At 66.2% G+C, this 25,368-nt stretch carries 32 protein-coding genes and 1 tRNA gene; 23 read left to right on the top strand and 10 right to left on the bottom strand.

Translation table 11 applies throughout. The features are described 5' to 3' along the window. Nucleotides 1–47: 47 nt before the first annotated feature. Complete coding sequence (locus ABE434_RS04920) at nt 48–692, bottom strand: phosphatase PAP2 family protein (protein WP_346478036.1); 645 nt, start codon at nt 690–692, stop codon at nt 48–50. A 145-nt stretch (nt 693–837) separates the two neighbouring features. Here ABE434_RS04920 and ABE434_RS04925 point away from each other — a divergent pair. Next, nucleotides 838–914 (top strand) — tRNA-Arg (locus tag ABE434_RS04925). 115 nt (nt 915–1,029) lie between these two features. Further along, complete coding sequence (locus tag ABE434_RS04930; protein ID WP_346478037.1) at nt 1,030–1,956, top strand: DUF2971 domain-containing protein; 927 nt, start codon at nt 1,030–1,032, stop codon at nt 1,954–1,956. Between the two features lie 3 nt (nt 1,957–1,959). Here the strand turns inward: ABE434_RS04930 and ABE434_RS04935 are convergent, their stop codons facing one another. Together ABE434_RS04935 and ABE434_RS04940 are read right to left on the bottom strand one after the other, a co-directional pair. Next, entirely contained in the window at nt 1,960–2,790 is an 831-nt protein-coding gene (locus ABE434_RS04935; protein WP_346478038.1) for a site-specific integrase, read from the bottom strand. A 17-nt stretch (nt 2,791–2,807) separates the two neighbouring features. Continuing rightward, the gene (locus ABE434_RS04940; RefSeq protein ID WP_346478039.1) at nt 2,808–3,143 is read right to left on the bottom strand and encodes a hypothetical protein; all 336 of its coding nucleotides are present in this window, start codon (nt 3,141–3,143) and stop codon (nt 2,808–2,810) included. Nucleotides 3,144–3,685: 542 nt separating this feature from the next. Between ABE434_RS04940 and ABE434_RS04945 the strand changes: the two genes are divergently transcribed. Beyond that, on the top strand, nt 3,686–4,516 hold the full coding sequence (locus ABE434_RS04945) for a hypothetical protein (RefSeq protein ID WP_346478040.1): 831 nt from the start codon (nt 3,686–3,688) through the stop codon (nt 4,514–4,516). A 23-nt stretch (nt 4,517–4,539) separates the two neighbouring features. On the opposite strand, the gene ABE434_RS04950 is transcribed toward ABE434_RS04945, so the two are convergent. The 3 genes from ABE434_RS04950 to ABE434_RS04960 form a co-directional block, all read right to left on the bottom strand. After that, nucleotides 4,540–4,989: a hypothetical protein gene (locus ABE434_RS04950; protein WP_346478041.1), complete on the bottom strand. Its 450-nt coding sequence runs from the start codon at nt 4,987–4,989 to the stop codon at nt 4,540–4,542. Nucleotides 4,990–5,526: 537 nt separating this feature from the next. Then, the gene (locus ABE434_RS04955; protein WP_346478042.1) at nt 5,527–5,832 is read right to left on the bottom strand and encodes a hypothetical protein; all 306 of its coding nucleotides are present in this window, start codon (nt 5,830–5,832) and stop codon (nt 5,527–5,529) included. 798 nt (nt 5,833–6,630) lie between these two features. Next, nucleotides 6,631–7,191, bottom strand: a complete 561-nt coding sequence (locus ABE434_RS04960; RefSeq protein ID WP_346478043.1) for a hypothetical protein — start codon at nt 7,189–7,191, stop codon at nt 6,631–6,633. Between the two features lie 69 nt (nt 7,192–7,260). On the opposite strand from ABE434_RS04960, the gene ABE434_RS04965 reads away from it, so the two are divergent. After that, entirely contained in the window at nt 7,261–7,716 is a 456-nt protein-coding gene (locus ABE434_RS04965; RefSeq protein WP_346478082.1) for a hypothetical protein, read from the top strand. On the opposite strand, the gene ABE434_RS04970 is transcribed toward ABE434_RS04965, so the two are convergent. Continuing rightward, nucleotides 7,710–8,081 (bottom strand): hypothetical protein, encoded by a 372-nt coding sequence (locus tag ABE434_RS04970; protein ID WP_346478083.1) that lies wholly within the window; start codon nt 8,079–8,081, stop codon nt 7,710–7,712. The genes ABE434_RS04965 and ABE434_RS04970 overlap by 7 nt on opposite strands. Nucleotides 8,082–8,237: 156 nt before the next feature. On the opposite strand from ABE434_RS04970, the gene ABE434_RS04975 reads away from it, so the two are divergent. From ABE434_RS04975 to ABE434_RS05020, 10 genes are all read left to right on the top strand, one after another. After that, a complete protein-coding gene (locus ABE434_RS04975) occupies nt 8,238–8,726 on the top strand; it encodes a YetF domain-containing protein (protein ID WP_346478044.1) in 489 nt (162 codons plus the stop codon). Between the two features lie 120 nt (nt 8,727–8,846). After that, on the top strand, nt 8,847–9,059 hold the full coding sequence (locus tag ABE434_RS04980) for a hypothetical protein (RefSeq protein WP_346478045.1): 213 nt from the start codon (nt 8,847–8,849) through the stop codon (nt 9,057–9,059). A gap of 188 nt (nt 9,060–9,247) precedes the next feature. Then, nucleotides 9,248–10,411: a zinc-dependent alcohol dehydrogenase gene (locus ABE434_RS04985; RefSeq protein WP_319207935.1), complete on the top strand. Its 1,164-nt coding sequence runs from the start codon at nt 9,248–9,250 to the stop codon at nt 10,409–10,411. 1 nt (nt 10,412) lies between these two features. Next, nucleotides 10,413–11,405: an acyl-CoA dehydrogenase gene (locus ABE434_RS04990; protein ID WP_346478046.1), complete on the top strand. Its 993-nt coding sequence runs from the start codon at nt 10,413–10,415 to the stop codon at nt 11,403–11,405. Continuing rightward, nucleotides 11,393–12,151 (top strand): PIG-L family deacetylase, encoded by a 759-nt coding sequence (locus tag ABE434_RS04995; RefSeq protein ID WP_346478047.1) that lies wholly within the window; start codon nt 11,393–11,395, stop codon nt 12,149–12,151. The genes ABE434_RS04990 and ABE434_RS04995 overlap by 13 nt, the downstream gene beginning before the upstream one ends. Then, on the top strand, nt 12,148–12,735 hold the full coding sequence (locus ABE434_RS05000) for a class I SAM-dependent methyltransferase (protein ID WP_346478049.1): 588 nt from the start codon (nt 12,148–12,150) through the stop codon (nt 12,733–12,735). The genes ABE434_RS04995 and ABE434_RS05000 overlap by 4 nt, the downstream gene beginning before the upstream one ends. After that, on the top strand, nt 12,732–13,445 hold the full coding sequence (locus ABE434_RS05005; protein ID WP_346478050.1) for a glycosyltransferase: 714 nt from the start codon (nt 12,732–12,734) through the stop codon (nt 13,443–13,445). Before ABE434_RS05000 ends, ABE434_RS05005 begins: the two co-directional genes overlap by 4 nt. Continuing rightward, nucleotides 13,445–13,714, top strand: coding sequence for a PQ-loop domain-containing transporter (locus ABE434_RS05010; RefSeq protein ID WP_179459095.1), 270 nt, complete (start codon nt 13,445–13,447; stop codon nt 13,712–13,714). The genes ABE434_RS05005 and ABE434_RS05010 overlap by 1 nt, the downstream gene beginning before the upstream one ends. 169 nt (nt 13,715–13,883) lie before the next feature. Next, entirely contained in the window at nt 13,884–14,333 is a 450-nt protein-coding gene (locus ABE434_RS05015; RefSeq protein ID WP_019183020.1) for a PA2169 family four-helix-bundle protein, read from the top strand. 159 nt (nt 14,334–14,492) lie between these two features. Beyond that, a complete protein-coding gene (locus ABE434_RS05020) occupies nt 14,493–14,780 on the top strand; it encodes a hypothetical protein (RefSeq protein ID WP_046272599.1) in 288 nt (95 codons plus the stop codon). A gap of 54 nt (nt 14,781–14,834) precedes the next feature. Here ABE434_RS05020 and ABE434_RS05025 read toward each other — a convergent pair whose 3' ends face one another. Beyond that, entirely contained in the window at nt 14,835–15,227 is a 393-nt protein-coding gene (locus tag ABE434_RS05025; RefSeq protein ID WP_346478051.1) for a GNAT family N-acetyltransferase, read from the bottom strand. Nucleotides 15,228–15,412: 185 nt separating this feature from the next. Here ABE434_RS05025 and ABE434_RS05030 point away from each other — a divergent pair, with 185 nt between their 5' ends. Continuing rightward, a complete protein-coding gene (locus tag ABE434_RS05030; protein ID WP_346478052.1) occupies nt 15,413–16,102 on the top strand; it encodes an AraC family transcriptional regulator in 690 nt (229 codons plus the stop codon). Between the two features lie 66 nt (nt 16,103–16,168). Further along, complete coding sequence (locus ABE434_RS05035) at nt 16,169–17,116, top strand: DMT family transporter (protein ID WP_346478053.1); 948 nt, start codon at nt 16,169–16,171, stop codon at nt 17,114–17,116. Here the strand turns inward: ABE434_RS05035 and ABE434_RS05040 are convergent. After that, nucleotides 17,113–17,247 (bottom strand): hypothetical protein, encoded by a 135-nt coding sequence (locus ABE434_RS05040; RefSeq protein ID WP_275135820.1) that lies wholly within the window; start codon nt 17,245–17,247, stop codon nt 17,113–17,115. The two genes, ABE434_RS05035 and ABE434_RS05040, sit on opposite strands and share 4 nt — an antisense overlap. Here ABE434_RS05040 and ABE434_RS05045 point away from each other — a divergent pair. The 4 genes from ABE434_RS05045 to thrC all read left to right on the top strand — a co-directional run bounded on the left by ABE434_RS05045 (nt 17,246) and on the right by thrC (nt 22,239). Then, entirely contained in the window at nt 17,246–17,374 is a 129-nt protein-coding gene (locus ABE434_RS05045; protein ID WP_257018595.1) for a hypothetical protein, read from the top strand. The two genes, ABE434_RS05040 and ABE434_RS05045, sit on opposite strands and share 2 nt — an antisense overlap. Nucleotides 17,375–17,463: 89 nt before the next feature. Beyond that, a complete protein-coding gene (gene thrA / locus ABE434_RS05050; RefSeq protein WP_346478054.1) occupies nt 17,464–19,986 on the top strand; it encodes a bifunctional aspartate kinase/homoserine dehydrogenase I in 2,523 nt (840 codons plus the stop codon). After that, nucleotides 19,983–20,915 (top strand): homoserine kinase, encoded by a 933-nt coding sequence (locus tag ABE434_RS05055; RefSeq protein ID WP_346478056.1) that lies wholly within the window; start codon nt 19,983–19,985, stop codon nt 20,913–20,915. Before thrA ends, ABE434_RS05055 begins: the two co-directional genes overlap by 4 nt. A gap of 31 nt (nt 20,916–20,946) precedes the next feature. Further along, nucleotides 20,947–22,239 carry a threonine synthase gene (gene thrC / locus ABE434_RS05060; protein WP_346478057.1) on the top strand — a complete coding sequence of 431 codons (1,293 nt, stop codon included), beginning with the start codon at nt 20,947–20,949 and terminating at the stop codon, nt 22,237–22,239. 48 nt (nt 22,240–22,287) lie between these two features. Here thrC and ABE434_RS05065 read toward each other — a convergent pair whose 3' ends face one another. Next, nucleotides 22,288–23,049 carry a helix-turn-helix domain-containing protein gene (locus ABE434_RS05065; protein ID WP_179459088.1) on the bottom strand — a complete coding sequence of 254 codons (762 nt, stop codon included), beginning with the start codon at nt 23,047–23,049 and terminating at the stop codon, nt 22,288–22,290. Between the two features lie 142 nt (nt 23,050–23,191). Between ABE434_RS05065 and hisS the strand changes: the two genes are divergently transcribed. The 3 genes from hisS to ABE434_RS05080 all read left to right on the top strand — a co-directional run bounded on the left by hisS (nt 23,192) and on the right by ABE434_RS05080 (nt 25,366). Then, the gene (hisS, locus tag ABE434_RS05070; RefSeq protein ID WP_346478058.1) at nt 23,192–24,589 is read left to right on the top strand and encodes a histidine--tRNA ligase; all 1,398 of its coding nucleotides are present in this window, start codon (nt 23,192–23,194) and stop codon (nt 24,587–24,589) included. Next, on the top strand, nt 24,586–24,879 hold the full coding sequence (locus tag ABE434_RS05075; protein ID WP_346478059.1) for a hypothetical protein: 294 nt from the start codon (nt 24,586–24,588) through the stop codon (nt 24,877–24,879). The genes hisS and ABE434_RS05075 overlap by 4 nt, the downstream gene beginning before the upstream one ends. Nucleotides 24,880–25,045: 166 nt before the next feature. After that, complete coding sequence (locus tag ABE434_RS05080; protein ID WP_019183008.1) at nt 25,046–25,366, top strand: YerC/YecD family TrpR-related protein; 321 nt, start codon at nt 25,046–25,048, stop codon at nt 25,364–25,366. Nucleotides 25,367–25,368: the final 2 nt, after the last annotated feature.

Genomic DNA, 25,368 nt, shown 5'->3' on the forward strand with positions numbered 1-25,368 from the left:
GGCGTATGGCGGACGTCGCACTGACCCCCTTCGCCCCGCCAGGGTGATCAGCGCTTCGGCTGGCAGGCAGGCGCCGCGTGCGAGGCCGGGTGGCTGCAGGCGCTGGCGCGGGTAAACACCTCGCCGCGTCCGGACAAACCGGTCGCCAGGCGCATCACCAGATCGTGCGTCCGCACGCCCGACAAGAGCACCAGGGCCATCGCGGCGCCAAGCACGGCGGCGGCGATGGCAGGCAGTGGCGTCCTGGCGGTGTCATCCCGGGCCCGCAGGGCCATGGCGCTGACGGCGATGCCCAACAGCGATCCGCTGACGACCTCCGACACCGAGTGGGCGTTCAATGGCAGCCGTGAGTAAGCGATTGCGGCGGCGAGCAGTGCACCGAGCACCGCGCCGGCGAGCGGCCACCGCACCCGCCCCTGGAGCGTCAGGTAGAAGACGACCGGATACACCGCCGCCGTCATCGTCGCGTGGCCGCTGAATCCGGTGAAATCCAGGCGCGGCCAGCCGATGCCCCACCCCAGGAACGCCAGTTTCGAGGCGAGGGACAGCCCGCCGACAACGACCAGGCCGAACGCCCATCGTATACGCAGCGCACGGTTCGCCCGGGCGCCGAAGAGCAACAGCACCGCGCTCAATGGCAGCAACCAGCGGCTGTCGCCCAGTTGGGACAGCAGGACCCACAGGGAATGCATTTACGTCACTCGTCGCGGGGGCACAGGAGCATAGGGCAGTTGCCGCTGCCGGGGATGAGTGGCGGGTAACGGGGCATGCGTGGTGCGTGCGTCGCGGGTGATTGGAAGGAAGGCGCGGTTTGCCTGTATCCTTTACGCCCTCCGTGGCCCCGTAGCTCAGCTGGATAGAGCGTCCCCCTCCTAAGGGGAAGGTCGCCCGTTCGAATCGGGCCGGGGTCACCAAAAATCAAAGACTTAAGTGGTTTCTTGAGTTGCGGCATTGCGCTATTTTGCCGTGTATCGGAGCCCATTTGGCACAGTTGGCACACATGCCCATACAGGATCAGTGGGAAGGCAAATGAAGGATCAGGCCGGGTACGAGCCCGATGAAGTGGCGCTGCTTTACCACTATTGCTCCCCGTCCACCCTGCTTGCCATTTTTCAGTCAAGTTCGCTCAGGTTAAGCGACATCGGCGCAATGAACGACTCCATGGAAAGGCAATGGGGCCTCGACGTGCTTGAGGAGGAACTGGCAAGCCGGAAGGATCTTGTTGAATCTCCATTGATGGAAGTGATGGAGCGCGCCATCTATCGGGCGACCTCTGCTTCAATTTGCCTTGCATCTTGCTTCTCGACCGATGGCGACGTTTTGAGCCAGTGGAGAGCCTATGCCGACAACGGAGCGGGTTTCGCGATTGGCTTTGATCCGCGTGTTTTCCAAACTCTGCCCGCGTCACTATTAGAGGTCTGCTATGACCGACAGTTGCAGGCAGGTCGGATCGCGGACGGGGTCGATCACATCATTGATCTGTACCATCGCATTGGCATGCCGGATACGTCTGCAATCGGTCAGCAGTTGAGCCAGCAATCTGGACCTGCCGAAGGAGGCATGACCCCACTTGTGAAATGGCAGATCGACCAAGTAACCAGTGCTGCTAGATTTCTAGTACATGACCTGGTTGCGTTCAAGAGTCCTGCATTTCGAGAGGAAGCAGAGGTGCGGATGGTTCACCATGTTTCACTGGACCCGTCCACTGGGAAGATCGAGCTCGTCCCCACCAGATTTTTACAGGCCTTGCCCGATGGCCGGCAGCCACAATTGAACTTCCTCATGCGCGGGTCGGTGCCGATCTGTTACACGGACTTGCCGATACCAAAGAGCGCTGTGAAAGAAGTTGTGCTGGGCCCACGGGCGGCGGTTGATGAGTCAGCCATACAGCGCCTCCTTTCAACTCTCGGTTTCTCAGGCGTGCAGACCAGCAGATCGACCGCGTCATATCGTTAGACATTAGAACTTTAAGACTGCGACGGCTTCATCATCTCCTTCAGGCGTCAGGTGTGCGTAGTACTTTTCGGTAGTTGCGTAGTCGGCATGTCCCGCTAGCAGTTGCACGCGCCGCAGCGGCACGCCAGCCATTACCAGGTGGGCACAAAAGGTGTGTCGCAACCGATGGAGATGTCCACCCACGCGGGCCCGCTCCGAGTCTTTTTTGAACCAGTCCGACACCGTATCTTTGTGAACTGACACCACAGGGTCCGGGAGGTGCCGAAGTGCCCACCGGGCGTAGCGGTTGAGCGGAACTTCCCGCCACTTACCTGACTTGGTCCGTCCTGCGCCGGTCTCGTCCGGATCGCTTTCCACTAGGAGACGGCCGGCGACCACCGATACCTTTTCAAGCCCGATGACCTCGCCCCGGCGCAACCCGGTGTGAGCCATGAACAACCAGAGTGGCGCACGCGCTGGGTTGGCCCGGTACAGTCGCCGCATTGCTTCTCGGTCATAGAACTTGACTGCCACGCTACGCACGCCGCGAGGTGCCTTCACCGAAGCCAGTGGGTTCACGTCAAGTTCCTTCCATTCGACGCCGCGGTTGAACGCCGCCTTCAGCCGTCGAATCTCCTTCCCAACAGTTTCCTTTGCCGCTCTGTCATCCAGCAGCCTGGAGCGCTTGTACTGCTCCACCTCGACCGCGCGTATGCTGTCGATCGGGCGGTGGCCGAAGCGTTCAATGAAGCGCTTCACTTCGCTTCGGGCTTTCGTGATGGTGGTCGGGTGCTCCGCTTCGTACCAGTCCAGATACCACTCCAAGTAGTCGCGGACCTTGGGCAGTCGCGCCAAGATCCGGACCCCGTGCGTCAGCTCGGCTTCTTTCGCTGCACGAATTCTCTCCGCCTCACGGGCGTCAGGTTGCCCAATGGACCGGCGAAAGCGCTCACCGCCTTCCGCCCAGTCGAGGTAGGCCTTTGTGCCACGCCAGTAGAGTCGAACCTTTGCCATTCCTCTGCACCTTCGATCGCGGCGTAGAGCGCCGCCTTTTCGTACAACTGCTTTCCCATGAAGCGCCGGGGTTTGAGTCCGTAGCTGAGGGCGTTCTTGCGGAACTGGCTATTGGAGACGCCGCAGTAGTGCGCGGCTTCCTCGACCATCAGCAAGTCCTTGCCTGATAGGTCGAGCTTTTCAGCGGCGCCCATGGACACCTCCTATTCCTGCTCGCCGGGGCGGTGCGAGCGGGGCTAGGCCAAAGTCCAGCTGCGCAACGTTGTCTGCCGCGGGTGCAGCGATCATGGGAATGACCTTGCGCGCGCTGCGGGCAGGGCGATTGATGCGCCGCCATTCGGCCAAGGCCTGGCCGGACTCTGCACGCTTGCTGGTCGCACGGCACCGGCACTTGACGAAGTGGGCGCCGCCGGCTGCGAGGCCGCGCAGGTCGTGGATGTGGCGCGCGCTGTGACCGGCGGCGCGGTCCGGCAGCAGCTCGGGGTAGCTGATGTGTCGCTGGGTCACGGTAGATACTCCAGCCAACGGCTGCACCCGCAGAAAGCAGCTTACTTCGGTTTGTGCCGGCCGCCTGGAAACAACGCCCGGGTGGACGCCCCGTCGGCTCGAGCATTGCGCCCATTGCAACGAAGCCTCCGGCATTGCGCTACGTGGGGAGAACGTAGGGTGTAGGAAAAGTCTGATTGCACCGGTGGGCGAAAAGCGATTATCTATCTCTAGAAACAAGGGGGAAGCTATGGATATTGCCGACAATGTATTGACGGGTCAGCGCCACGTTGCGCTGGAATTTTGTCTCCTTCCGGACGAAGAGATTCAACGCCTTCGTTACGATTTCTACTGCCCTGAATGCAAGCAGCCTGCCTTCTATCGGAAGGGGTCGAGGGCTGGGCGCAATCCTTGTTTCGGTGCGGTCCATCTTGATGACTGCCGTCTGGCGGTCAGGTCAGACGATCCCTGGGGCGATGATGGAGACGAGGTCGTCCAACGTCTCGAGGCCGACAATACGAAGATCGTCCTCGGATTGAGCGATGACGGTGGCGGCGAGCGCACCGCAGTTGCAGGCGGGTCTACTCCAGTCCGCCGCAGCGGCGGAAGAAGTTTTACAGGAGGGGAACAGCCAAGTCGCACGCAAGTCCAGAGGAATGCGGATAAGCTTCTCCGCCTTCTCGTAGCTGCACCGACATTTAGAACAAGCAGCCTCATCTTGGCGACACCGCATGGGGAAATCCCAATTCATGACTTTTTCGTAGCAATCGCCCAGGCTAACAAGGCGAAGCATGCGGGTCACTTCCATGGATTTTGGGGAGAGTTGACGCGGACCAATGTGTGGAGCGGAACTCGCTTCTTCAACGGTGCTGGCAGGCCGTCCCTTGGCTTTGAGTTTGGGGCTGAGACTGTACGAAAGGTAATGGAGAAGTATCAGCTCTCCCACATCGAGGACCTTCTTGGAAGGACAGTTCTGTTTCTCGGGCTCTCCCGTCAAACGCAGAACGACTCCTTCATGATGGATGTGTCTAACATGAACTACGTTGCAGTTCTGCCGGAGGGATTCCCTATCGCCGTTTAGCACGGTTCTGGAGTTGATTTCGTTCAGACGGACGGGCATTGCTCCTCTTCGATGGCCAGGTAGGTGCGCAGTTCGCGCGGCGGCTTGACGGTGGACAGCGTGGTAGGTGCGTCGCTGAGTTCATGGCTCGTGGCAAAATGCCGTCCAGTTCGCAAGGGGGGCACGGTATGGTTTGGCTGAAGGGGGTGTTTCGATGCAATCAGCTCGGCGTAGACGATTGCGTTGTTTGGTGGGACGCCGTTGGAGCATTGGGGGCGTGGGTAGCTGCTTTCGTAACCTTCCTTGCAGTAATCGTTCCGATTGCGGTTTCCGCCATCTACCAAAGGCGCCGCGCTGAGGAGCTTCTCGAGGATTTCGCTGCAGAATTCGCTGCGGCGAGTGATCACATCGCTTGGCTGGCCAGATATCTGGTAGATCAACAGCGTAGGGATGAGCGTCCTCCGGCTCAGATGCAGGATCTTGGTGATTGGCAAATGTTGCGTTTCGCGATTGGATTTCCCGTCCTAAACGCTCCATGGCGTTTGCGGCATGTAGACCGAGCGATCCGGAAGCTCAGGCGAGCCGTTGTAGACTGGAACAAGGAGATTGATTTGCGACGCAATGCCGGCCAACTGCATGGGCCTTTTCCAACTCGCTTGTATGGTCTCCAATCCAAGCTCCACCAAATGGCTTGTGCTGCATTGGATACAGCCAAACACTTGCCTCTGTCGGACGAAGACCTCGCGCGGATCGAGGCAGTTCTTGCTGCAGCTCAGAAGAGCGCGAAGGGCTCGTGACGAGTTGGCCGACGAATCAGTAGCTCCAAGTGGCGAAAATCTCGAGCATTGAGATGCGGATTGACGCCTCGACGGGTGCCTGCTGCCAGCAACATGTGTCCGCCGATCATGAGTCGCTTCCCTTCAAGTGGCCGTTGATGCGGTCGATGAGATAGGTGGCTTCGTTGTGACATTTGGCACGGTCGGTCGGGTTGAGGTGCTTGGCGAGGTAGTGGAGTTTTTCGTGCGGTTCGATCAGCCAAGTGATGCGGAAGGCATGGCGGAGCGGTGGTCGCGGAGCGGAGCGTGCGGCCGGCAGTCCGGGCCTGCCAGCCATTCGACTTCGCCGCAGTCCAGGCAGTGGCCCTGGCCGCCGCTGCCGACCGGCCAGCGGTGCTGCTGTTTGGCGACCGACGGGTGCAGATAAAGCGCGCGGATCACCAGGCTGCGGCGGCGCGGGTGCGTCACCTCGCCCGACTCGGCCTCTCCCCATGGATCGTTGCTGCCTCGGCGCCGGCATTCGTGGCGGACCGGCTTCTGCATGCCATACAGTTGCTCCATGAGGGCCTTTGCCCAAGCTGCGGCGACCTCAGCCGGCGCTGGTTCGCCAACTGCGCCTGCGCGGCGCATCCCCCGGACTGTGGAGGTGACAGTTGGATCGGTGAGGCGATTGGTTGCGCGGCATCGACGGCTTGCGATTTGGCTCGCGGTCGTTCGCAGCCCCCTCGCGCTGCTGCGGCGTTCGCACTGCTGAAACTGCATTCCAAGAGGGTAGGCGGCGCCAGTGCCGCGCCTGCGCCGCGCGCTAAGATCGGCTCACTGGTCGACAGCCGCATGAGCAAGGGCGCGCTACGGGCGAAGCTCGGTTTCAGGACCGACGCTCCCTTGGCGAAGATGCTGAGGCTGCCTGTTGAGCACGTAGTGGCCTAGCCGGAAGAGCAGAGCGTTCCGGCGGGGCCGCAGGTTCTGAGGCTGCTGGGCCTACAGGAGACGGGGCCCGCCGCCGAGGGCGCGCCGTAGAACCTGGACGTTCACCGAATCATCAATGTGGAGGCTGCCTGACATGCGCGCGCTGAATCGAATTGCGGCCGCGTCGCGTGCGCTCATCCAGCCCGCAGTGGCTGTGTCCCGCGCCGAACTCGATGCAGCAAAGGTCGATTGGTTGAGCTTGTTTGGACGGAAGAAGGAGGGCTAAGAGGTGTCGTTTACCGCCTGTCGCGGGCTGGCGAAGGTCTGGTCTTAAAGGTCGCGTTCGGCAATCCGGCTTGCTCCAAGCCCGAGTTTTGGGCACCACTCACTTCGACGCTGTCGGCGACAAAGTCACGCTGGGGTGGGTCAAGTTCTAGCACGGCATAGCGTTTAACTCCACTGCGCTGTTTGAAGCCACTGAAGTGCGTGCGGCATGTAGCGAAGCCCTTCCTCCAGAGCCTTCTCTGCGAGCTTCGATAGCCCTTCTGCAGGGAGGGCTTTGATTTGATCAATCAGCTTTCCCTTGACGCTGCTGTCGGCATCCGAGGCCTTAACCCGATTGATGAAAATCTGTCGCAGCGTGTCCTCGTGCAGCTTCACCGTCACGACGCCGAGCTCCTGCGTCAGCCCCCCGTCGGCCGAGATGTAGTCCCGTCCCTTCGATGTGATCTTGGCCCAAGTCACTTCGCCATCGAAGGAACGGATATCTGCGGTCACAAGCCTGTGGTCGACGAGGTACTGAATCAGCTCAGTGAGTGCCGCGCCTTCGGCAATGGTCGCCATCTCCTCTGCAGTAACTATCGACGTGGCGCTCTGGTCCAGGCGTTCCAAGACTGTCAGCAGCTTTGCCTTATCGATCATGGGGCGCCCTCCTTGCGGGCTGTGTTGTTGGCGCATCCAGCGTAGCGCAAGGAGGGCGGCGCCCTCGATCCCTGAGTTGATCTTGCCCATGGCGCCCATCGTGCGCCGCCGGGGCCCCGGCCCGAAACCTTGAACTACCCGCCCACCCAAGATGAACCCATGACCTGCCGTACCTCCGCCCTGAATTGGATCGACGTCCTCTACAACTCGGTGAGCCGCACGCCCGGCGGCCTGGCTGACGCGGCCGCGTTCCTGGCTGATCGCTGCGGCAAGACCATGCACCCGGAGACGCTGCGCGCAAAGCTGCGCGTCCTCGAGGGTGAGTCGGTATCAATCGAGATCGCCGAACTGCTCACCGAGTGGATGCGGGAGAAGGCCGGCGGCAGCGAGACGGGCGCTAGCTCGAACGCCTCTCGGCCATCAACTTCACACCTTCCCCGGCCGCTCATAATCCTCAGGCGTCGCCCCATGCTCCGCCTCCGGCATGTCCTTGTCCTTCCACCGGGCGTCATCGTTCCTCAGCTTGTCCGGCGTGTGGCTCTTCTGCTGGTCGTCTTCTTTCGTAGCCGGCGCTCGCGGTGCAGTAGTCATGACATGTCCTCGTTTGATCAGTGATCCAGCGTCTGTTTGCCGGCCGTGCCGTGCTGGCCGAAGTTCGGCTGGGTAATCCCGTCGTCCTCGCGCACGCCGTCCGGCTCACCTTCGCCGGCTTTGCCGCCCTTGCCGTGGCCGTGCTGGTTGTAGCCCTCGTTTTCGGTCTTCAGGTGCGCCGCATCCGGATCTTTCGCGTCCTTGTCATCCTTCGGCGGCTTGGCCGCGACGAACGGCGAGATGGGATCACTTGCCGGGAAGGTCTCTTCCAGCGCTTCGTCGTGGTTCTCGGAGGTGCGCTTCCTGTCGACCTTGCCTTCCGCCGGCGGCAGGTTGTGCGTGGCGTGGGCGTCTTCGGTGGAGGCGGGCGGTGTCTTGTCGTGCTGCATGGTGTAGCTCCTGCGCGAACGGGTAGGGCGGTTATGGCGCGACGCTAGTCCTGCGGCTGTTACGAAGGAGCGGGGGTGCCGTGAAGGGCGGGTGCTCCCACCGGCTTCACTTCGAACTTCCTATCGTCCAGACCTCGCCACATGGAGGCTGCCGCGATGCATGAGATGTTCGAGTTGGGGATGGAATGGTGGGAGTTCGTGGTCCGCGCGGTCGCGGTGTATGTCGTGGTCCTGCTGCTGACGCGGATGAGTGGCAAGCGTTCGATGGGGCAGTCCACGCCCTTCGATATCCTGGTGATCGTGCTGCTGGGCACGGCGGTGCAGAACTCGCTGATCGGGGAGGACACCTCGCTGCCCGGCGGGCTCATCCTGGCCGCGACCCTGATCGGGCTGAACTGGTTCGTCGGGTTCGTCGGGGCGCGCAGCAAGCGACTCAACCAGATCGTGGAAGGCGTGCCGGTGGTGCTGGCGCGGCACGGCACGATCTACTGGGACCAGGTGAAGCGCTGCAATGTCAGCCCGGCCGATCTGGAGGTGGCGATGCGCGCCAATGGCTGCGAGGGCTTCGGGCAGGTCGAGCTGGCGGTGCTGGAAACCTCCGGCGAAATCACCGTGAACAAGAGTCGCTCCGAGGGAGATGACTGAGCGAGCGCGTTCACCCGCCAGTTTCGCCGTCGCTGGATGTTGACGGTACGCCGCGTAGCGTCGGGAGCAGCCCCACAATCAGGAACACGCGCGATGTACATGACACTGGACAGTAAAGCGATGGGAACATTCGATGATGTGATCGCCCAGGTGCCGGCCCCGACCCCGGAGCCGGTACCGCCCGCGCCGCCGGTGGAAGAACCCGGCCGTGGCGACCCGCCGGCACAGGACCCCCCGCAGGAAATTCCGCCGGAGGGTGATCCTGCGCCGGCGTCGCCACCGCAGGAACTGCCGCCGGATCCAGAGACGCCGTCGGCGCCCTCGGTGGAGTAAGCGAGCGGCGCGCGCGGCACTGGCCGCCTGCAGAATGAATGATTCAGTCCTCATGCACTGCGGAGCGCCATGCGTTCCGGTCCCACCGCGCGACGCATTCACCCGGATAGACACCCCGCACACGGTGCGGTCACGACGCTGCCACGCCGTACCACGTACCAAAGAGGTACCTGGACACGGAGTTTGCTATGCGCGCACTGACTTACCACGGCAGCAAGGATGTACGGGTCGATACCGTGCCGGATCCTGCGCTGGCCGCCCCGGACGACATCATCCTGCGCGTCACCGCCACGGCGATCTGCGGCTCCGACCTGCATCTGTACCGCGGCAAGATTCCCGATCTGCACACCGGCGACGTGCTCGGCCATGAATTCATGGGCGTGGTGGAGGAGGTCGGCGCGGGGGTGATGGACCTGCGCCCGGGCGACCGCGTGGTGATTCCCTTCGTGATCGCGTGCGGCGAATGCTTCCACTGCCGCCTGGCCGAGTTCGCGGCCTGCGAGACCACCAATACCGGCAAGGGCGCCGCGGTGAACCAGAAGGGCATCCGCCCGCCGGCGGCGCTGTTCGGTTACAGCCATCTTTACGGCGGCGTGTCGGGCGGGCAGGCGGAGTTCGTGCGCGTGCCGAAGGCCAACGTCGGGCCGCTGCGCATTCCCGATGCGCTGTCCGATGAGCAGGTGCTGTTCCTGTCCGACATCCTGCCGACCGGTTATCAGGCCGCGATCAATGCCGGCGTGAAGCCCGGCTCCACGGTGGCCATTTTCGGTGCGGGTCCGGTCGGGCTGATGAGCGCGGCGTGCTGCCGCCTGCTGGGCGCGGAAACGATCTTCATGGTCGACCATCTACCGTATCGCCTGGCCTTCGCGCAGCAGACCTACGGCGTGACCCCCATCGATTTCACCCAGGTGGAGGATCCGGCGGAATACATCATCACCCAGACCAACGGCCGCGGCGTGGACGCCACGATCGAGGCGGTAGGTTTCGAAGCGGAGGGCAGCGCGCTGGAATCGGCGCTGACCACGCTCAAGGTGGAAGGCAGCAGTGGCGTGGCGATCCGGCAGTGCATCGCAGCCACCCGTCGCGGCGGCACGGTGAGCATTCCCGGCGTGTATGCCGGCTTCATCCACGGCTTCCTGCTTGGCGATGCGTTCGACAAGGGCCTCACCTTCAAGATGGGCCAGACCCATGTGCAGAAGCTGATGCCGGAGCTGCTCGACCACATCGGCGAAGGCCGCTTGGACCCCGGCGTGATCGTGACGCATCGCCTGTCGCTCGAAGACGCAGTGCGTGGCTATGAAATCTTCGACCGCAAAGAGGAGGATTGCCGCAAGGTGATCCTGACGCCCTGACATGAGTGCCGTGGCTCCCGTTGCAGTACCGGCCGCTCCGCAGCCGGTGACCGAGACCGATGACCTGCAGGCCCAGGCCCGCGCGTGGATGGAACATCAACCCTCGTTGCCGCGCCCCGGCAGCGGGGACACGCTGTTGCGCTGGCAGGCGCTGGCCCATATAGCGGCACGTGATCTGTGCCTGGCCAAGGTGCTCGAAGCGCATTACGACGCACAGGCGATCCTGGAAGAACTGGGCGCCACCGCTCCCGACCGGGATCGGCTCGGGGCGGTTTGGGCGGCCGAAGGGCCAGCGGCAACCCTGCGGTTTGATCGGGCCAGCGGCACCCTCTCCGGTGACAAACCCTGGTGCTCCGGTGCCGGCTGGGTCGACCACGCATTGGTGACGGTGCGGGATGACGGGCGCTCGCGCCTGTTCCTGGCGCCGGTGCGCCGTGCCAGTGTGAGTTTCCTGCCGCAGACCTGGCAGGCGACGGGGATGGGGCGGGTGCCGAGTGGAACCGCGCGCTTCGATCAGGTGCCGGCCATCGAGGTCGGCGCAGCAGATGCCTACCTGCAGCGCCCCGGGTTCTGGCACGGCGGCGCAGGCATCGCCGCCTGCTGGTTCGGTGGCGCCAGTGCCTTGGCCGAGCCGCTGCTGCACACCGCGCGGGCCGATGAGCCGGGCACGGTGGCCGGCCTGCTGGGCGAGATCGATCTGGCGCTGTCGCCGTGCGCCTCACTGCTGCGCGAGCTGGCCGCGCTGATCGATGCGCAGCCCGAGCTGCCTCACCAGAAGGAAATCGTGCGGGCCCGCAGCGCGGTGGAAAGGGCTGCCACCCTGACCCTGGACCGGGTGGGGAGGGCACTGGGTCCCGGGCCGATGTGCATGGATCCGGCCCACGCGCGGCGCTGGTCCGACCTGACCGTCTTCATCCGCCAGAGCCACGCTGACCGCGACTGGCAGCATCTCGGCAACCTGATGCACCGGGAGGGGCGTGCGTGGACGCTGTGAATCGTCAGATCGCAGGCGGCGGCGTGACGGAAGCGCAATGGTCGGCATCGCCTTGGTTGCAGACGCTGCCCGTTGGGTCGCCTGCGGCGTTTTTCGGCGATGCGCGGCGGCTGGTAGTGGTATCGCCGCATCCCGACGATGAAGTGCTGGCCTGCGGCGGGCTGATGGCGCTGGCCCACCAGCAGGGCCTGCGAATCGTGGTGGTGTCGGTGACCGATGGCGAGGCCTGCTATCCCGATCACCCCGCGTGGACGCCGGAAAGGCTGCGCGCGGCCCGCGCCGCCGAACTGGACGAGGCGCTTCGTTTCCTGGGTCTGGCGAGTGCCGAGCGGCTCTCCTGGCACATCGACGACGGCGCGGTGACGGCCAGCGAAACGTGGATTGCCGAGCAGCTGGCGAACGTGCTGCAGGCCGATGATCTGGTGCTGGCGCCGTGGCGCTTCGACGGACATCCGGACCACGAAGCGGTCGCCCGCGCGTGTGTGCAGGCCTGCGCCACGCGAGGTGCGGCACTGAAGGAATATCCCGTCTGGGGGTGGCATTGGCTGGACCCGCAGGTGGCGCCGACGGCCTGGGTGCCGGCCACGCGCTATGCGCTGGATGATGCCATCGTGGCGCGCAAGCGCGAGGCCATCCTGCAGTTCGTGACCCAGACCGGTGCGGTGGAGGGGCTGGACTGCGATCCCATCCTGCCTGCCGCGGTGCTGCAGCGGTTCGAACGGAATTACGAGGTACTGATCGGATGAGCGATGTCGCCTATTTCAACGCGCTGTACCAGGAAGAGGATCCCTTCCAGTACCGCACCCGCTGGTACGAGCGCCGCAAGCGCGCGCTCACGTTGGCGAGCCTGCCGCGCGCGCGGTTTTCCCGGGGCTGGGAGCTGGGCTGCTCCAACGGGGTCCTGACGGCGGCCCTGGCAGAGCGCTGCGACCAGCTGCTCGCCACGGACCTGAGCGAAGGCGCGGTCGCCGCGGCGCGCGTGATGACGCGGGGCCATGCGCACGTCACCCTTGAACAGGCACGACACCCGCAGTCATGGCCGGCCGGCAGGTTCGATCTGATCGTGCTCGGCGAGATGGGTTACTACCTGACCCCGGAAGACATGCAGCAGACCGCCGCGCAGGTGGTCACCTCGCTGGCGCCGCAGGGTGTGGTGGTCGCCTGCCATTGGCGCGTGCCGTTCGAGCAGGCGCGGTGCAGCGCGGCGTTCGTGCACGCGCAGTTGGATGCCTGTCTGCCTCGCCTGTTTTCCTATCGTGACGAGGACATGCTGCTGGAGGGGTGGTCTGCCGATACCACGTCCGTCGCCGAGCGCGAGGGCCTGCGATGATTGCCGTGACCCTTCCCGCGCACAACGAAGAACAACTGATCGCTGCCTGCCTGCAGTCGCTGCAGGTAGCCGCCCTGCATCCGGCCCTGCGCGGCGAGCCGGTGGTCATCGTGGTGGCGCTGGATTGCTGTACCGATGCGACCGGCTGGATCTGCCAGCGCATGGGAGTGGAGGTGGTCACCGTGGAGGCGGGCTGCGTCGGCGTCGCCCGTGCGGCAGCCAGCGAGCGGGCGTTGGCGCTTGGCGCCCGCTGGATCGGCTGCACGGATGCGGACAGCGTGGTGCCGCCGGATTGGCTGGCGCGGCAGCTTCACTGCGGCGCGAGTGCGTTCTGCGGCGTGGTGGCGGTAGGCGATTGGCTGGACTATCCGCAGGCCGTGCGCGAGCAGTTCCTGCAGGGTGAGCATGCGGTGGACGGGCATCCGCACGTGCACGGCGCCAACATGGGCTTCAGCGCGGCGGCGTATCGGCAGTCAGGCGGCTTCGCGCCACTGGCGACCGGTGAAGACGTCGCGCTGATCCAGACCATGCAGGGCGCGGGCATGCGGGTCGCGCGCCTGGCCAGACCGCGGGTGATGACCAGCGCCCGCCGGCAGGCGCGTGCGCCGCATGGCTTCAGCGACTTCCTGCGTCGGCTGGAGCAGCGCGTTGCGTTGGCAACGGATGAGGTGATGGGCGACGTCGCGCCGGCGTCGTTGCTGGCGCGCTGATGGAGCCGATCGACCTGCTCGGTTGGGCCGCGACCGCCGTGTTGATCGCCACGCTGTGGCGGCAGATCTGGAAGCAGTGGACGGCCGACGACGCGCAGGCGGTATCGACGTGGTTGTTCGTCGGCCAGATCACCGCCTCCGTGCTGTTCATCGCGTACAGCGCGGCCACCGGATCGATCGTGTTCGTGGTGACCAATTCGCTGATCCTGCTCACTGCGGTTGCGGGGCAATGCCTGTCATGGATCAAGCGGAAAAGGGCAGGGAAGTAACACGCATTTCGCACGCCGACGACGCGCCGTGCACATCGATCACGCAGGGCGTTGAGCTCGCTGAACACTTGTATTTCAGTGTCACGCCGACTTCATGGCCGATGCGGAAAAGTCGACTCACCCCGACAACAACTCACGGGCCAAACCGGACCAACAGGAGTACATCGCAGTGAATACCGAATCGAAGACCGCGCATAACTTGAACGACCTGATCGAAATCGCCCGCGATGGCCAGGAGTTCTACACCGAGGCCGCAGGCAAGGTCGAAGATGCCGAGTTGGCGGCGCTCTTCACCCGTATTGCCGGTGTCAAGAATGAGATCGTCCGCTCGCTGAGCGCCACCGTTGTCGCCGCAGGCGGCAAGCCGGCCGACCATGGCACCTTCGTCGGTTCCATGCAGCAGTTCTACGGCAAGGTGCGCGCCACCCTGGGCGACAAGCAGTACGGCTACGTGGCCGAGCTGGAAGAATCCGAGGATCGCCTGCTGAAGGCGTTCAAGGACACCTTGACCGACGCCGACACCTCGCCGGCCGCCCGTCAGGAAGTGCAGCGCCTGCTGCCGCAGGTGCAGGAATGCCACGCGGTGATGCGCGACCGCAAGCACGCCATGAAGCACTGAGTTCCAGTCGCTTCCTGAAGCGGTACCAGAACAGCCCCGGCACTCCCGGGGCTGTTCGTTTGTGCCTGGCAACCCTGGCGTTGGCCAGGCCCCGCACGGCGCTGAACGGTGGTGCGGGAATTGGTGCATACTCGGGACAAAGAGCCGCTTGGATTTGTCATGGAACACATGCGTTGGCTGACGCTTCGTCTCAGCAACAATCAATCCATCGGCCCGAAGGTGCTGATGGACCTGTGGGCCAACGCGTGCGAGACCAATCAGTCCTCGGTGACCCGCGAAACGCTGCCCGGGAAATCAACCTCGTACGCGCTGCATGCACCGACGTCGCTGGCGTATCCCAAGCGCGCCGAGCTGCGCATGCGCAAGCTGCTGGAAGAAGCCGGTTACACCTTCACCCTCGGCTCGCTGGCCGACCGCCCGGCGCCCCAGCCGGTGCGCTTCCGCTGACGCCGTTCAACGGCGTCGCATTCATCCCTGCGGCCCGCGGCCGCCACCGCGCGTTCAGTCGGCCGGATCGGCGGCCACGCTGCGGACCATGATCCGCACCGGCATCCCGGCGGCATGCGGCACGGACTCCAACGGGGCCCAGCCCAACCGGCGATACAGGCCGCCATCATCGGCTTCGGTCTGCAGGTAGATATCGCGGACGCCGAGCGCCCGGCCGCGCACCACCAGTTCAGCGATGACCTTCTCGGCCAAGCCGCGCCCGCGGTGCGCCGGATCGACATACACGCCGCCCAGCCAATGCAGGCGTTCGGGCCGTTCGGTGCGTTCATGGAACTTGAGCTGCGCGGCAGCGACGGGAACCTCACCGTCCAGCGCGATCAGCAGCAGCGGCAGCTCATCGTCCTGCAGGAAGACCTCCAGCCGTTGCTGCTCATCCAACAGCGCCATTCCGGGAACATGGTGTCCCCATTCCTGGAAGTACCACCCGGCCACGAGGGGCAGCAGGTCGGGGCGATCACTCAGGGGAACGATGGTGCAGGCCACGGTAAACGCTCCATGTTGTACGGGTCGGCCGCCATGGTACGCGCAAGCGCGGCTTGCGGTGCCCTTTGCCCTGCGCGCAGACTATCGGCATGCCTGCCAGCGCCTGCCACCTGCGGTGTTACGGAACGTCCAGCGACGTGGACCGGCACGACTTTGCGCAATGGGTGCTGCCGCTGCGCGGAGACCTGGATGTTGAGGTCGATGCGGTTGGCGGCCGCCTGGATGTGCTGCAGGGGGCCTTCGTGGCGCCCGGCGAGGGACATGCGCAAACCGGCGATGGCGACCACCTGATGCTGATCGTCGACTGCCCGGCCGGGGTGATCGATGACGATACGCTCGACCACCTGCGCCGCCAGCGCTGGCTGGCCCTGCCCCAGGGGTTGCGGCAGCGCCTCACGGGTGCGGCAGAGCACGCCAACCACGATCTGCTGGCCGTGCTGTTGCAGCAGTACGCGCCCGCCGGCAGCGCAGGGCGGCTGCATGCGCTGTGCACGCGGCTGACGGCCCATCCTGGCGCGGACTGGAACGTGGCCCGCATGGCGGCGCTGGTCGGGATCAGCGGCAGCCGCCTGCACGCGGCCTTCGTGCAGGAGTTCGGGGTGCCGCCGCAGGCTTGGCTCAGCGCCTGCCGGCTGCGCTGGGCCAAGCATCGGCTGCTCACCAGCACCGACAGCATCGCCACGATCGCACTGGATGCCGGGTATTCCGAGCACAGTGCGCTGACCCGTGCCCTGCGCCGGGAAACCGGGCTGACCCCGCAGGCGTTCCGGCGGCAGTAGCCTCGGTCAAGACGCCGCCGCCCGCGGCTCCTACACTGCGCGGCCAATGCACAAGCGCGAGCCACAATGAAACGATCGATGGGCGTGGGCATCGCCAATGGCATCGCCGCCGGCGCGCTGTGGGGCGTGGTGTTCCTCGCCCCGGCGATGCTGCACAGCTTCAACGCCGTGCAGCTCTCGGCCGGCCGTTACCTGGTCTATGGCCTGATCGCCGTGGTACTGCTGGCACCGCGCTGGCGGCAGCTCAAGGAACGGCTCGGCTGGCCCGAGTGGCGGGGCCTGTTGTGGCTGAGCCTGGCCGGCAACCTGGTCTATTTCCTGCTGCTGGCCAACGCGGTGCAGTGGGCCGGCGGTGCCGCCGCTTCGCTGATCGTCGGGTTGATTCCGGTGGTGGTGACCCTGGCCGGCGTGCGCGAGGAAGGCGCCGTGCCGCTGCGACGCCTGGCCCCTGCGCTGCTGCTGTGCCTGCTCGGCGTGGCGCTGGTGGGCTATGAGGCCTTGATGGCCGAACACGCCGAGGGCTCGGCCGGGCGAAGGCTGCTGGGCCTGCTGTGCGCGGTCGGTGCCTTGTTGTCCTGGGCGGTGTATTCGATCGGCAACAGCCGTTGGCTGGCGCGCCGGCCGGACCTGTCCGGGCACGACTGGTCGCTGCTGACCGGCATCACCACCGGCGGGCTCGCCCTGGTGCTGGTGCCCAGCGCCTTTCTGACCAGCGCGACCGTGCATCCCCCCGGCGAGTGGCTGAACTTCTGGCTGATCAGCGCAGGCGTCGCCGTGGTCGCCTCGGTGCTCGGCAACGCGTGCTGGAACCGCGCCAGCCGCAACCTGCCGTTGACCCTGACCGGGCAGATGATCGTGTTTGAAACCCTGTTCGCGCTGCTCTATGGGTTTGCCTGGCAGCAGCGCTGGCCGACGCTGATGGAGACGGTGGCGATCATCTGCCTGGTGTCCGGCGTGCTGATGTGCGCGCATGCGCATCGGCCGCCCGCGGCGGTGGCCGAGCACGTTGGCTAGGGCAGCCGTTGTGCCGCCTGGATGGTGTCATTCGCAACTTGTTGGCCGACGATCAGTGCAGATGACGTGCGGCGATCTTTTGCGATGCAGCACTTGACAAGCAGGGCGGCGGCGTAGTTTTCTTGGCCCATGGTCATCACCGTCGCCCACGCCCACCTGCTCGTTCCCGCCTCCGCGGGCGGCCAGGCCGTGTCGACCGGTACCACCATCATTACCACCGCCACCACTCGCCCGGTGCGGCCCGTCGTCTTCGCGTAATTTCCGAAAACCACGGCCCCGCACCCAGATCAGGTGGCGGGGGAGACTCTCGAACCTGATATGACGCGGGGCCTCCCATCGAGGTCAGCATGTCTTCTGTCGCCGCTTCCGCTCCACCTTCCGCCCTGCCTGCCGTCTCCGTCGCGTCGCGGGCCGGCGTGGCCACCGTGGTCCACAAGTTCGGCGGCACCTCGGTCGCCGATGCCGAACGCTATCGCCACGTGGCGCAGCTGCTGCTGGCGCGTGACGAGGCGATGCAGGTCACCGTGGTCTCGGCGATGAAGGGCGTCACCGATGCGCTGATCGCGGTGGCGACGTTGGCGGCCGAAGAGGGCTCGGCCTGGCGCGAGCAGTGGCATGCGCTGCGGGCGCGCCATCGCGGCGCGGCGGTGGCCCTGCTCGGTGAGCACGCCGGCGCGACCGTGGAGTGGCTGGACCAGCGCTTCGACGAATTGGCCGAGGTGCTGGGCGCGCTGGCGGTGATCGGTGGCTTGCCCGCCGAGGTGCTGGACCGCGTGCAGGGCATGGGCGAGGTGTATTCAGCCCAGCTGCTCGGGAAATACCTGCAGACGCTGGGCGAAGACTGCGCGGTGCTGGATGCGCGCGATGTGCTGGTGATCGAACGCGGTGAGCTGGGCGTGGATGTGGACTGGGTGCGCAGCGCCGAACGCCTGGCCCAGTGGCGCCTGCAGCACCCGCAGGTGCGCATCGTGGCGACCGGCTTCGTCGCCCGCGACCGCCAGGACCGCATCACCACGCTCGGCCGCAACGGCAGCGACTATTCCGGTGCGATCTTCGCCGCGCTGTTCAACGCCGATGAGCTGCACATCTGGACGGATGTGGACGGCGTGCTATCAGCCGATCCGCGGGTGGTGCCGGAGGCGGTCCAGCTGGAAGCGCTGAGTTACGACGAGGCCTGCGAGCTGGCGTACTTCGGCGCGAAGGTGGTGCACCCGCAGACGATGTCCCCGGCGATCGAGCGTGGCCTGCCGATCATCATCCGCAACACGTTCCACCCGGATCATCCGGGTACGCGCATCACCGCCGAGCGCACCGCCTCCGGCCCGATCAAGGGGCTGACCCTGAGCCCGGACCTGGCCGTGCTCAATCTGGAAGGCACCGGCCTGATCGGCGTGCCGGGCACGGCCGAGCGTGTGTTCGCGGCGTTGCGCAATGCGCATGTGTCGGTGGTGATGATCTCGCAGGGCTCCTCCGAACATTCGATCTGCTGCGTGGTGAAACAGGCCGAGGCCGTGCGTGCGCGCGAGTCGCTGTTGCAGGCCTTCGCCCACGAGTTGAGCCTGGGCCAGGTGCAGCGCGTGCAGCTCACCGACAACGTCAGCGTGCTGGCCGCAGTCGGCGATGGCATGGCCGGGCAGCCCGGCGTGGCCGCGCGCCTGTTCGAATCGCTGGGCCGCGCACAGGTGAACATCCTGGCGATCGCGCAGGGCTCCTCCGAGCGGAACATCTCCGTGGCCGTGGACAGCCGCCACGCCACCAAGGCCCTGCGTGCGGCGCATGCCGGCTTCTGGCTGTCGCCGCAGACGTTCTCGGTCGGTGTGATCGGCCCGGGCAACGTGGGTGCGGCGCTGCTGGATCAGCTGCAGGCGGCGCAGGGGCAGTTGCTCGGCCGCGCCAATGTGGATCTGCGCCTGCGCGCGGTCGCCTCGCGCACGCGGATGGTGCTGGACGAGCGCGGCCTGAAAGGCGACTGGCGCGCGGCGCTGTCCGGTCCTGCGCAGCCGAGCGATCTGGACGCATTCACCGAACACCTGCTCTCCGCCCACCTGCCGCACGCGCTGATCATCGACTGCAGCGGCAGTGCCGACGTGGCCGACCGCTATGCCGGCTGGCTGGCGGCGGGCATCCACGTGGTCACCCCGAACAAGCAGGCCGGCGCCGGTCCGCTGGAGCGCTATCACGCGATCCGCGAGGCGGCCGCCGGCAGCGGCGCGCGTTTCCGTTACGAGGCCACGGTGGGTGCCGGCCTGCCGGTGATCACCACGCTGCGCGACCTGGTCGATACCGGCGATGAAGTGCTGGCGATCGACGGCATCTTCTCCGGCACGCTGGCGTGGCTGTTCAACAAATACGATGGCCAGGTGCCGTTCTCCGCGCTGGTCAGCCAGGCGCGGGGCATGGGGTATACCGAGCCGGACCCGCGTGATGATCTGTCCGGCGTGGATGTGGCGCGCAAGCTGGTGATCCTGGCGCGTGAGGCGGGCCGTGAGCTCAGCCTGGAGCAGGTGCGCGTGGAGAGTCTGGTGCCTGAAGCACTGCGCCAGGCCAGCGTGGACGATTTCATGGCCGGCCTGCCGCAGATCGATGCGGTGTTCGCCGAGCGCCTGGCAGTCGCCAAAGCGGACGGCGCGGTGCTGCGCTATGTGGCGCGCCTGACGCCGGACGGTGCTGAAGTCGGCCTGGTCGCACTGCCGGCCGGGCATGCCTTCGCCAACCTGCGACTGACCGACAACGTGGTGCAGTTCACCACGCGCCGCTACTGCGACAACCCGCTGGTGGTGCAGGGCCCGGGCGCCGGGCCGGAGGTCACCGCCGCCGGCGTGTTCGCCGATGTGCTGCGCGTGGCGGTGGGCGAAGGAGCACGCCTGTGAGTGACGGCAGCATCGTTGAAGCACGTGCGTTCGCGCCGGCCTCGGTCGGCAATGTGGGGGTGGGATTCGACATCCTCGGCCACGCCATCGAGGGCGTCGGCGATACCGTGACGGTGCGGCGTATCGCGGAGCCGGTGGTACGCATCCACGCGATCCGCGGCACCACGGTGGATCTGCCGCGGGTCGCCGAGGACAACACCGCCGGCGCCGCGTTGATCGCGCTGCGCGCCGCGCTGGATCTGCCGTTTGGATTCGAGCTGGCGATCGACAAGGGCATCGCGCTGGGCTCGGGGATGGGCGGCTCGGCCGCCTCATGCGTGGCGGCGCTGGTCGCGGCCAATGCGCTGTTGCCGCAGCCGCTGTCGCGTGAGGCACTGTATCCGTTCGCGTTGACCGGCGAGGCGGTGGCCAGTGGTGGCCGCCATGGCGACAACCTCGGCCCGATGCTGCTGGGTGGCTTGGTCCTGAGCACCGCCGATCGCCTGGTGCCGGTGCCGGTCCCGGCGGCGTGGCACAGCCTGCTGGTGCATCCGGATGCGGTGCTGGAGACGCGTCGCGCACGCGCCGCGCTGCAGGGGCATTACGCTCTGGGCGAATTCGTTGCGCAGAGCGCGAACCTGGCGCTGGTGCTCAGTGGCTGCTACACCGGCGATGCCTCGCTGGTCCGCGCCGGCCTGCGTGACGTGCTGGTGGAGCCGCGTCGGGCCGGTCTGATCACCGGGTTTGCCGCCGCGCGCGATGCGGCACTGGATGCCGGAGCGATGGGCGCCAGCATCTCCGGCGCGGGGCCGAGCGTGTTTGCCTGGTTCGAGCAGCGTGATGCTGCGCTTGCTGCGCAGGGCGCGGTCCAGCAGGCGTTCGCGGACGCAGGCTTCGCGAGTCAGGGCTGGGTGTCGCCCCTGAATGCCCCCGCCGCGCGCCTGCTGTGACGCTTCCACTCTTTCTACGTTGGGATATCCGATGAAGTTTGTTTCCACGCGTCACGCTGCACCCGCCGCTTCGCTCAGCCAGGCGCTTGCCGCCGGCCTCGCCCCGGACGGCGGCCTGTATGTTCCCGACCATCGCCCGCAGCTGCAGAGCTGGTCAGCGCAGGGTTCCTTCGCACAGACCGCCGCGGCGGTGCTGGCCCCGTATTTCCATGACGATGCCCTGGAGAAAGCGCTGCCCGAGCTGTGCGGGCAGGCCTTCGATTTCGATGCGCCGCTGCGTCCGCTGGCGACCGCCGATGATCATGTCCTCGAGCTCTTCCATGGCCCGACCGCAGCGTTCAAGGACTTCGGTGCGCGCTTCCTGGCCGCATGCCTGGCCCGCTTGCAGCAGGGGCGAGAACGACCGCTGACGATCGTGGTCGCCACCTCGGGGGACACCGGGGCCGCCGTCGCGGCTGCGTTTCACCGCCAGCCCGGGATCCGCGTGGTGGTGCTGTACCCGGAGGGCCGGGTCTCGCCGCGGCAGGCGCATCAGCTGGGCTGCTTCGGCGACAACATCCAGACGCTGCGGGTGGCCGGTTCCTTCGACGATTGCCAGGCGATGGTGAAGCAGGCGCTGGGCGATCGCGGGCTGCAGGAGCAGGTGCCGTTGAGCTCGGCCAACAGCATCAGCCTGGGCCGCTGGCTGCCGCAGATGAGTTACTACGCGCATGCGGCGCTGGTGCACCAGGCCCAGACCGGCCACGTGCTGAACCTGGTGATTCCCACCGGCAACCTCGGCAATGCGATGGCGGCGATCCTGGCGCGCGCGATGGGCTTGCCACTGGGGCAGATCGCGTTGGCCACCAATGCCAACGATGTGCTGCCGCGCTACTTCCACGGCGAGGCCTACCAGGCGCGGACCAGCGTGGCGACGATCGCCAATGCGATGGACGTGGGCGCGCCGAGCAACTTCGAGCGGCTGCGCTGGCTGTACAACGAAGATGATGTGGCGCTCCGGGCCGCGTTCACTGCCGAGGCGGTGGATGATGCGGCGATCCGCGAACTGATCCGCCGCCGCCATGACCTGCATGGCGAAGTCTTCTGTCCACACACGGCAACCGCAGTGGCGCGCCTGGAGCATCTGCGGGCTGCGGGCGTGCAGGGACATTGGGCGGTCGCGGCGACGGCGCATCCGGCCAAGTTCGAGTCGGTGGTGGAGCCGCTGATCGGGAAGCCGCTGGAGGTGCCGCCGGCACTGGCCGCCTTGCTGGAGCGGCCCGCGACGGCCGAGGCATGTGCCCCCGAGTATGGCGCGCTGCGCGAGGTGCTGTTGCGCGGGTGAGGCGGTTGACGCGCGGAAGCCGGAGCAGCCGGGCAGCGCCCGGCACGCCTAGTAGGATTCGTCGGCCGAGAGCTTCTGCAGGCCGGCTTCGTCCAGGATCTCGACGGTGTTCAGATGGGGCAGGGCAATCAGGCCCTGCTGGCGCAGCTTGGTGAAGGTGCGGCTGACCGTTTCCATGGTCAGGCCAAGATGGTCGGCGATGTCGCCACGGCCCATCGGCAGGGTCACGCGCAGGCCGGGTTCACCGAGCAGTGCTTCGCGCGCGGCCAGGCGCAGCAGGAAATCGGCGACTTTCTCGGCCGGCTGCAGTCGGCCCAGCGCCATCGCGGCGTCCTGGGCGGCATCCAGCTCCTGGCACGCGCGCTGCAGCAGCTTGCGTTCCAGGTGCGGGAAGCGCGAGCGCAGGTCCTTCATCTGCGGCAGGGCCACGCGGCAGACGCGGCTGTCGGCGATGGCTTCGATATCGTAACGGTGATGATCGCTGCCGCTCAGTCCGAGGAAATCGCCGGGCAGCACGAAGCCGCTGATCTGGCGCCGACCGTCGGCCAGCGTGCGGACCAGCCGCAGCGCACCGGCCGTAATCGTATAGACATGTTGGCGGGGCTCACCGGCACGGGCCAGCGTGGAGCCCAGCGGCAGTGCCAGGGAGACGGTGACCCGTTCGAGTGCCTGCACTTCATCCGGCGACAACGCCGAGCAGACCGCCAGGTGCCGGACCGAGCAATGCAGGCAGTCGCGCAGGGGCGAGCAGCCGGGGGCGGCGGGGTCTTCAACAGCGGAAAGCGCGGTACCGGGGTGAGGCCGGGTCATGTCAGGTCAGCAAGCGGGGCCTGCCCATGATACTTCATGCCGCCCTTGGCCCGGCTCCCGGCGCCCGGATGCGGCTCGTTGCGCCGGCTGCGGCTAGAATATGCCGCTCGCTCATCCCCCCGTTTCCGCAGGAGTCCCGCAAGTGATCAAGCCCCGTACGCCGCCCGGCATCATGGAATTGCTGCCGCGTGAGCAGATCGCGTTCCAGCGCATGCTGGACGTCATCCGCCGCAACTACGAGCGGTTCGGGTTCCTGCCGGTGGAGACGCCGGTGTTCGAGCTGTCCGATGTGCTGCTGACCAAGTCCGGCGGCGAGACCGAGCGCCAGGTGTATTTCGTGCAGTCCACCGGTGCGCTGGCCAACGCCGCCGAAGCGGAAGAGAAAGCGCTGCCGGAACTGGCCCTGCGCTTCGACCTGACCGTGCCGCTGGCACGTTATGTCGCCGAGCACGAGCACGACCTGACCTTCCCGTTCCGCCGCTACCAGATGCAGCGCGTGTACCGTGGCGAGCGCGCCCAGCGTGGCCGCTTCCGCGAGTTCTACCAGTGCGACATCGATGTGATCGGCAAGGACACGCTGAGCACCCGCTACGACGCCGAAGTGCTGGCGGTCATCCATGCGGTGTTCGCTGAACTGCGTATCGGCGATTTCTCGGTGCAGCTCAACAACCGCAAGTTGATGCGCGGCTTCTTCGAAAGCCTGGGCGTGGCCGATGGCGAGCGTCAGCTGGCCGTGCTGCGGGAAGTGGACAAGCTGGACAAGCGCGGCGCCGATTACGTGCGCGAGACGCTGGTGGGCGAGGGCTTCGAGATTCCGGCCGAGCAGGTCGAGCGCATCCTGGCGTTCGTGGCCGTGCGCTCGGGCAGCCATGCCGATGCGCTGGCGCAGCTGGATGCGCTGCTGGTTGATGGCGCCGCCAGCGAAACGCTCACGCAGGGCGTGGCCGAACTGCGCGAAGTGCTGCAGCTGGTCAAGGCGCTGGGGGTGCCGGAAACCGCGTACTGCCTGAACTTCTCCATCGCGCGCGGCCTGGATTACTACACCGGCACCGTCTACGAGACCACGCTGACCGACCACCCGCAGATCGGCTCGATCTGCTCCGGCGGCCGTTACGAAGACCTGGCCAGCCACTACAGCAAGTCCAAGCTGCCGGGCGTGGGCATTTCCATCGGCCTGACCCGCCTGTTCTGGCAGCTGCGCGAAGCCGGCCTGATCGCCGGTATCGAGGACAGCAGCGTGCACGCGCTGGTGGCCCTGATGGACGACAACGGCCTGCCCGAGTCGCTGGATATCGCCCGTCGCCTGCGCGTCGGCGGCATCAATGCCGAAGTGCAGATGGAGCCGAAGAAGATCGGCAAGCAGTTCCAGTACGCGGCCAAGGCGGGCATCCGCTTCGTCGTGCTGGCCGGTGAGGACGAGCTGGCGCGTGGCGTGGTCGCGGTCAAGGATCTGCTGCGCGAGCAGCAGTTCGAGGTCGCCCGCGACGAGCTGGCCAGCGCGCTGCAGGTCGAGCTGGAGCAGGCCAAGGCGATGGCATGAAGCAGGCCGCCGCAGGGGCGCTGATGCTGCTCCTGCTCGCCGGCTGCCAGAGCGACCCGCAGCTCCGCAGCAAGCGGATCGGCCCCGGGCATTACCGGTTGACCGTCGATCGCTGCCACATGGTTGACCAGCAGCTGTTGGAGCACGACCTGCGCGAGCTGGCCAGCAGCGTGTGCCCCAACGGCGCAGGCCCCCTGGAGGCCTTGGAGCAGCTTCCCAGCCGCCAGGGCAGCCTGTTGGGCGAATGCCTCGGCAGCGGCGCCCTGCGCGCCGAGGTCCGCTGCCGGTAGGTGCCGACCGGGGGTCGGCACGCTTCCTTGGAGACCTGGAACAACGCCCGCCCACGCGGGCGTTGTTCGTTTCCGGACCCTGAACACTCCCGGTCCGCTCACTGCAGCGGTTTGACCGTGCCCCCTCGTTTGGGCTAATGTAATAGCACGCTATTACATTGATACGATGAAACTACGTCCGATCCCCCGTGAAAAAGATGCCCAGGCCGATCTGGCCTCGCTGGCGCGCGCCTTTGCTGCCCTCTCCGATCCCGAGGCGGTGACCGCGTTCCTGCGCGACCTGTGCACGCCGGCCGAGCTGGAGGCGCTGTCCGACCGCTGGAAGGTCGTGCCGCTGCTGCAGCAGGGCGTGCCGTATCGCGAGATCCATGAGTTGACCGGGGTCAGCGTGACCACCACCGGGCGCGTGGCGCGCTCGCTGGACCACGGCCACGGCGGTTACGCCGCCGCCATCGCCGCCACGCCGACCTCCCCCGAATCCGAGTAGAG

It is taken from the genome of Stenotrophomonas sp. TWI1183 (assembly GCF_039673115.1).
Classification (GTDB): Bacteria; Pseudomonadota; Gammaproteobacteria; order Xanthomonadales; family Xanthomonadaceae; genus Stenotrophomonas; species Stenotrophomonas maltophilia_AA.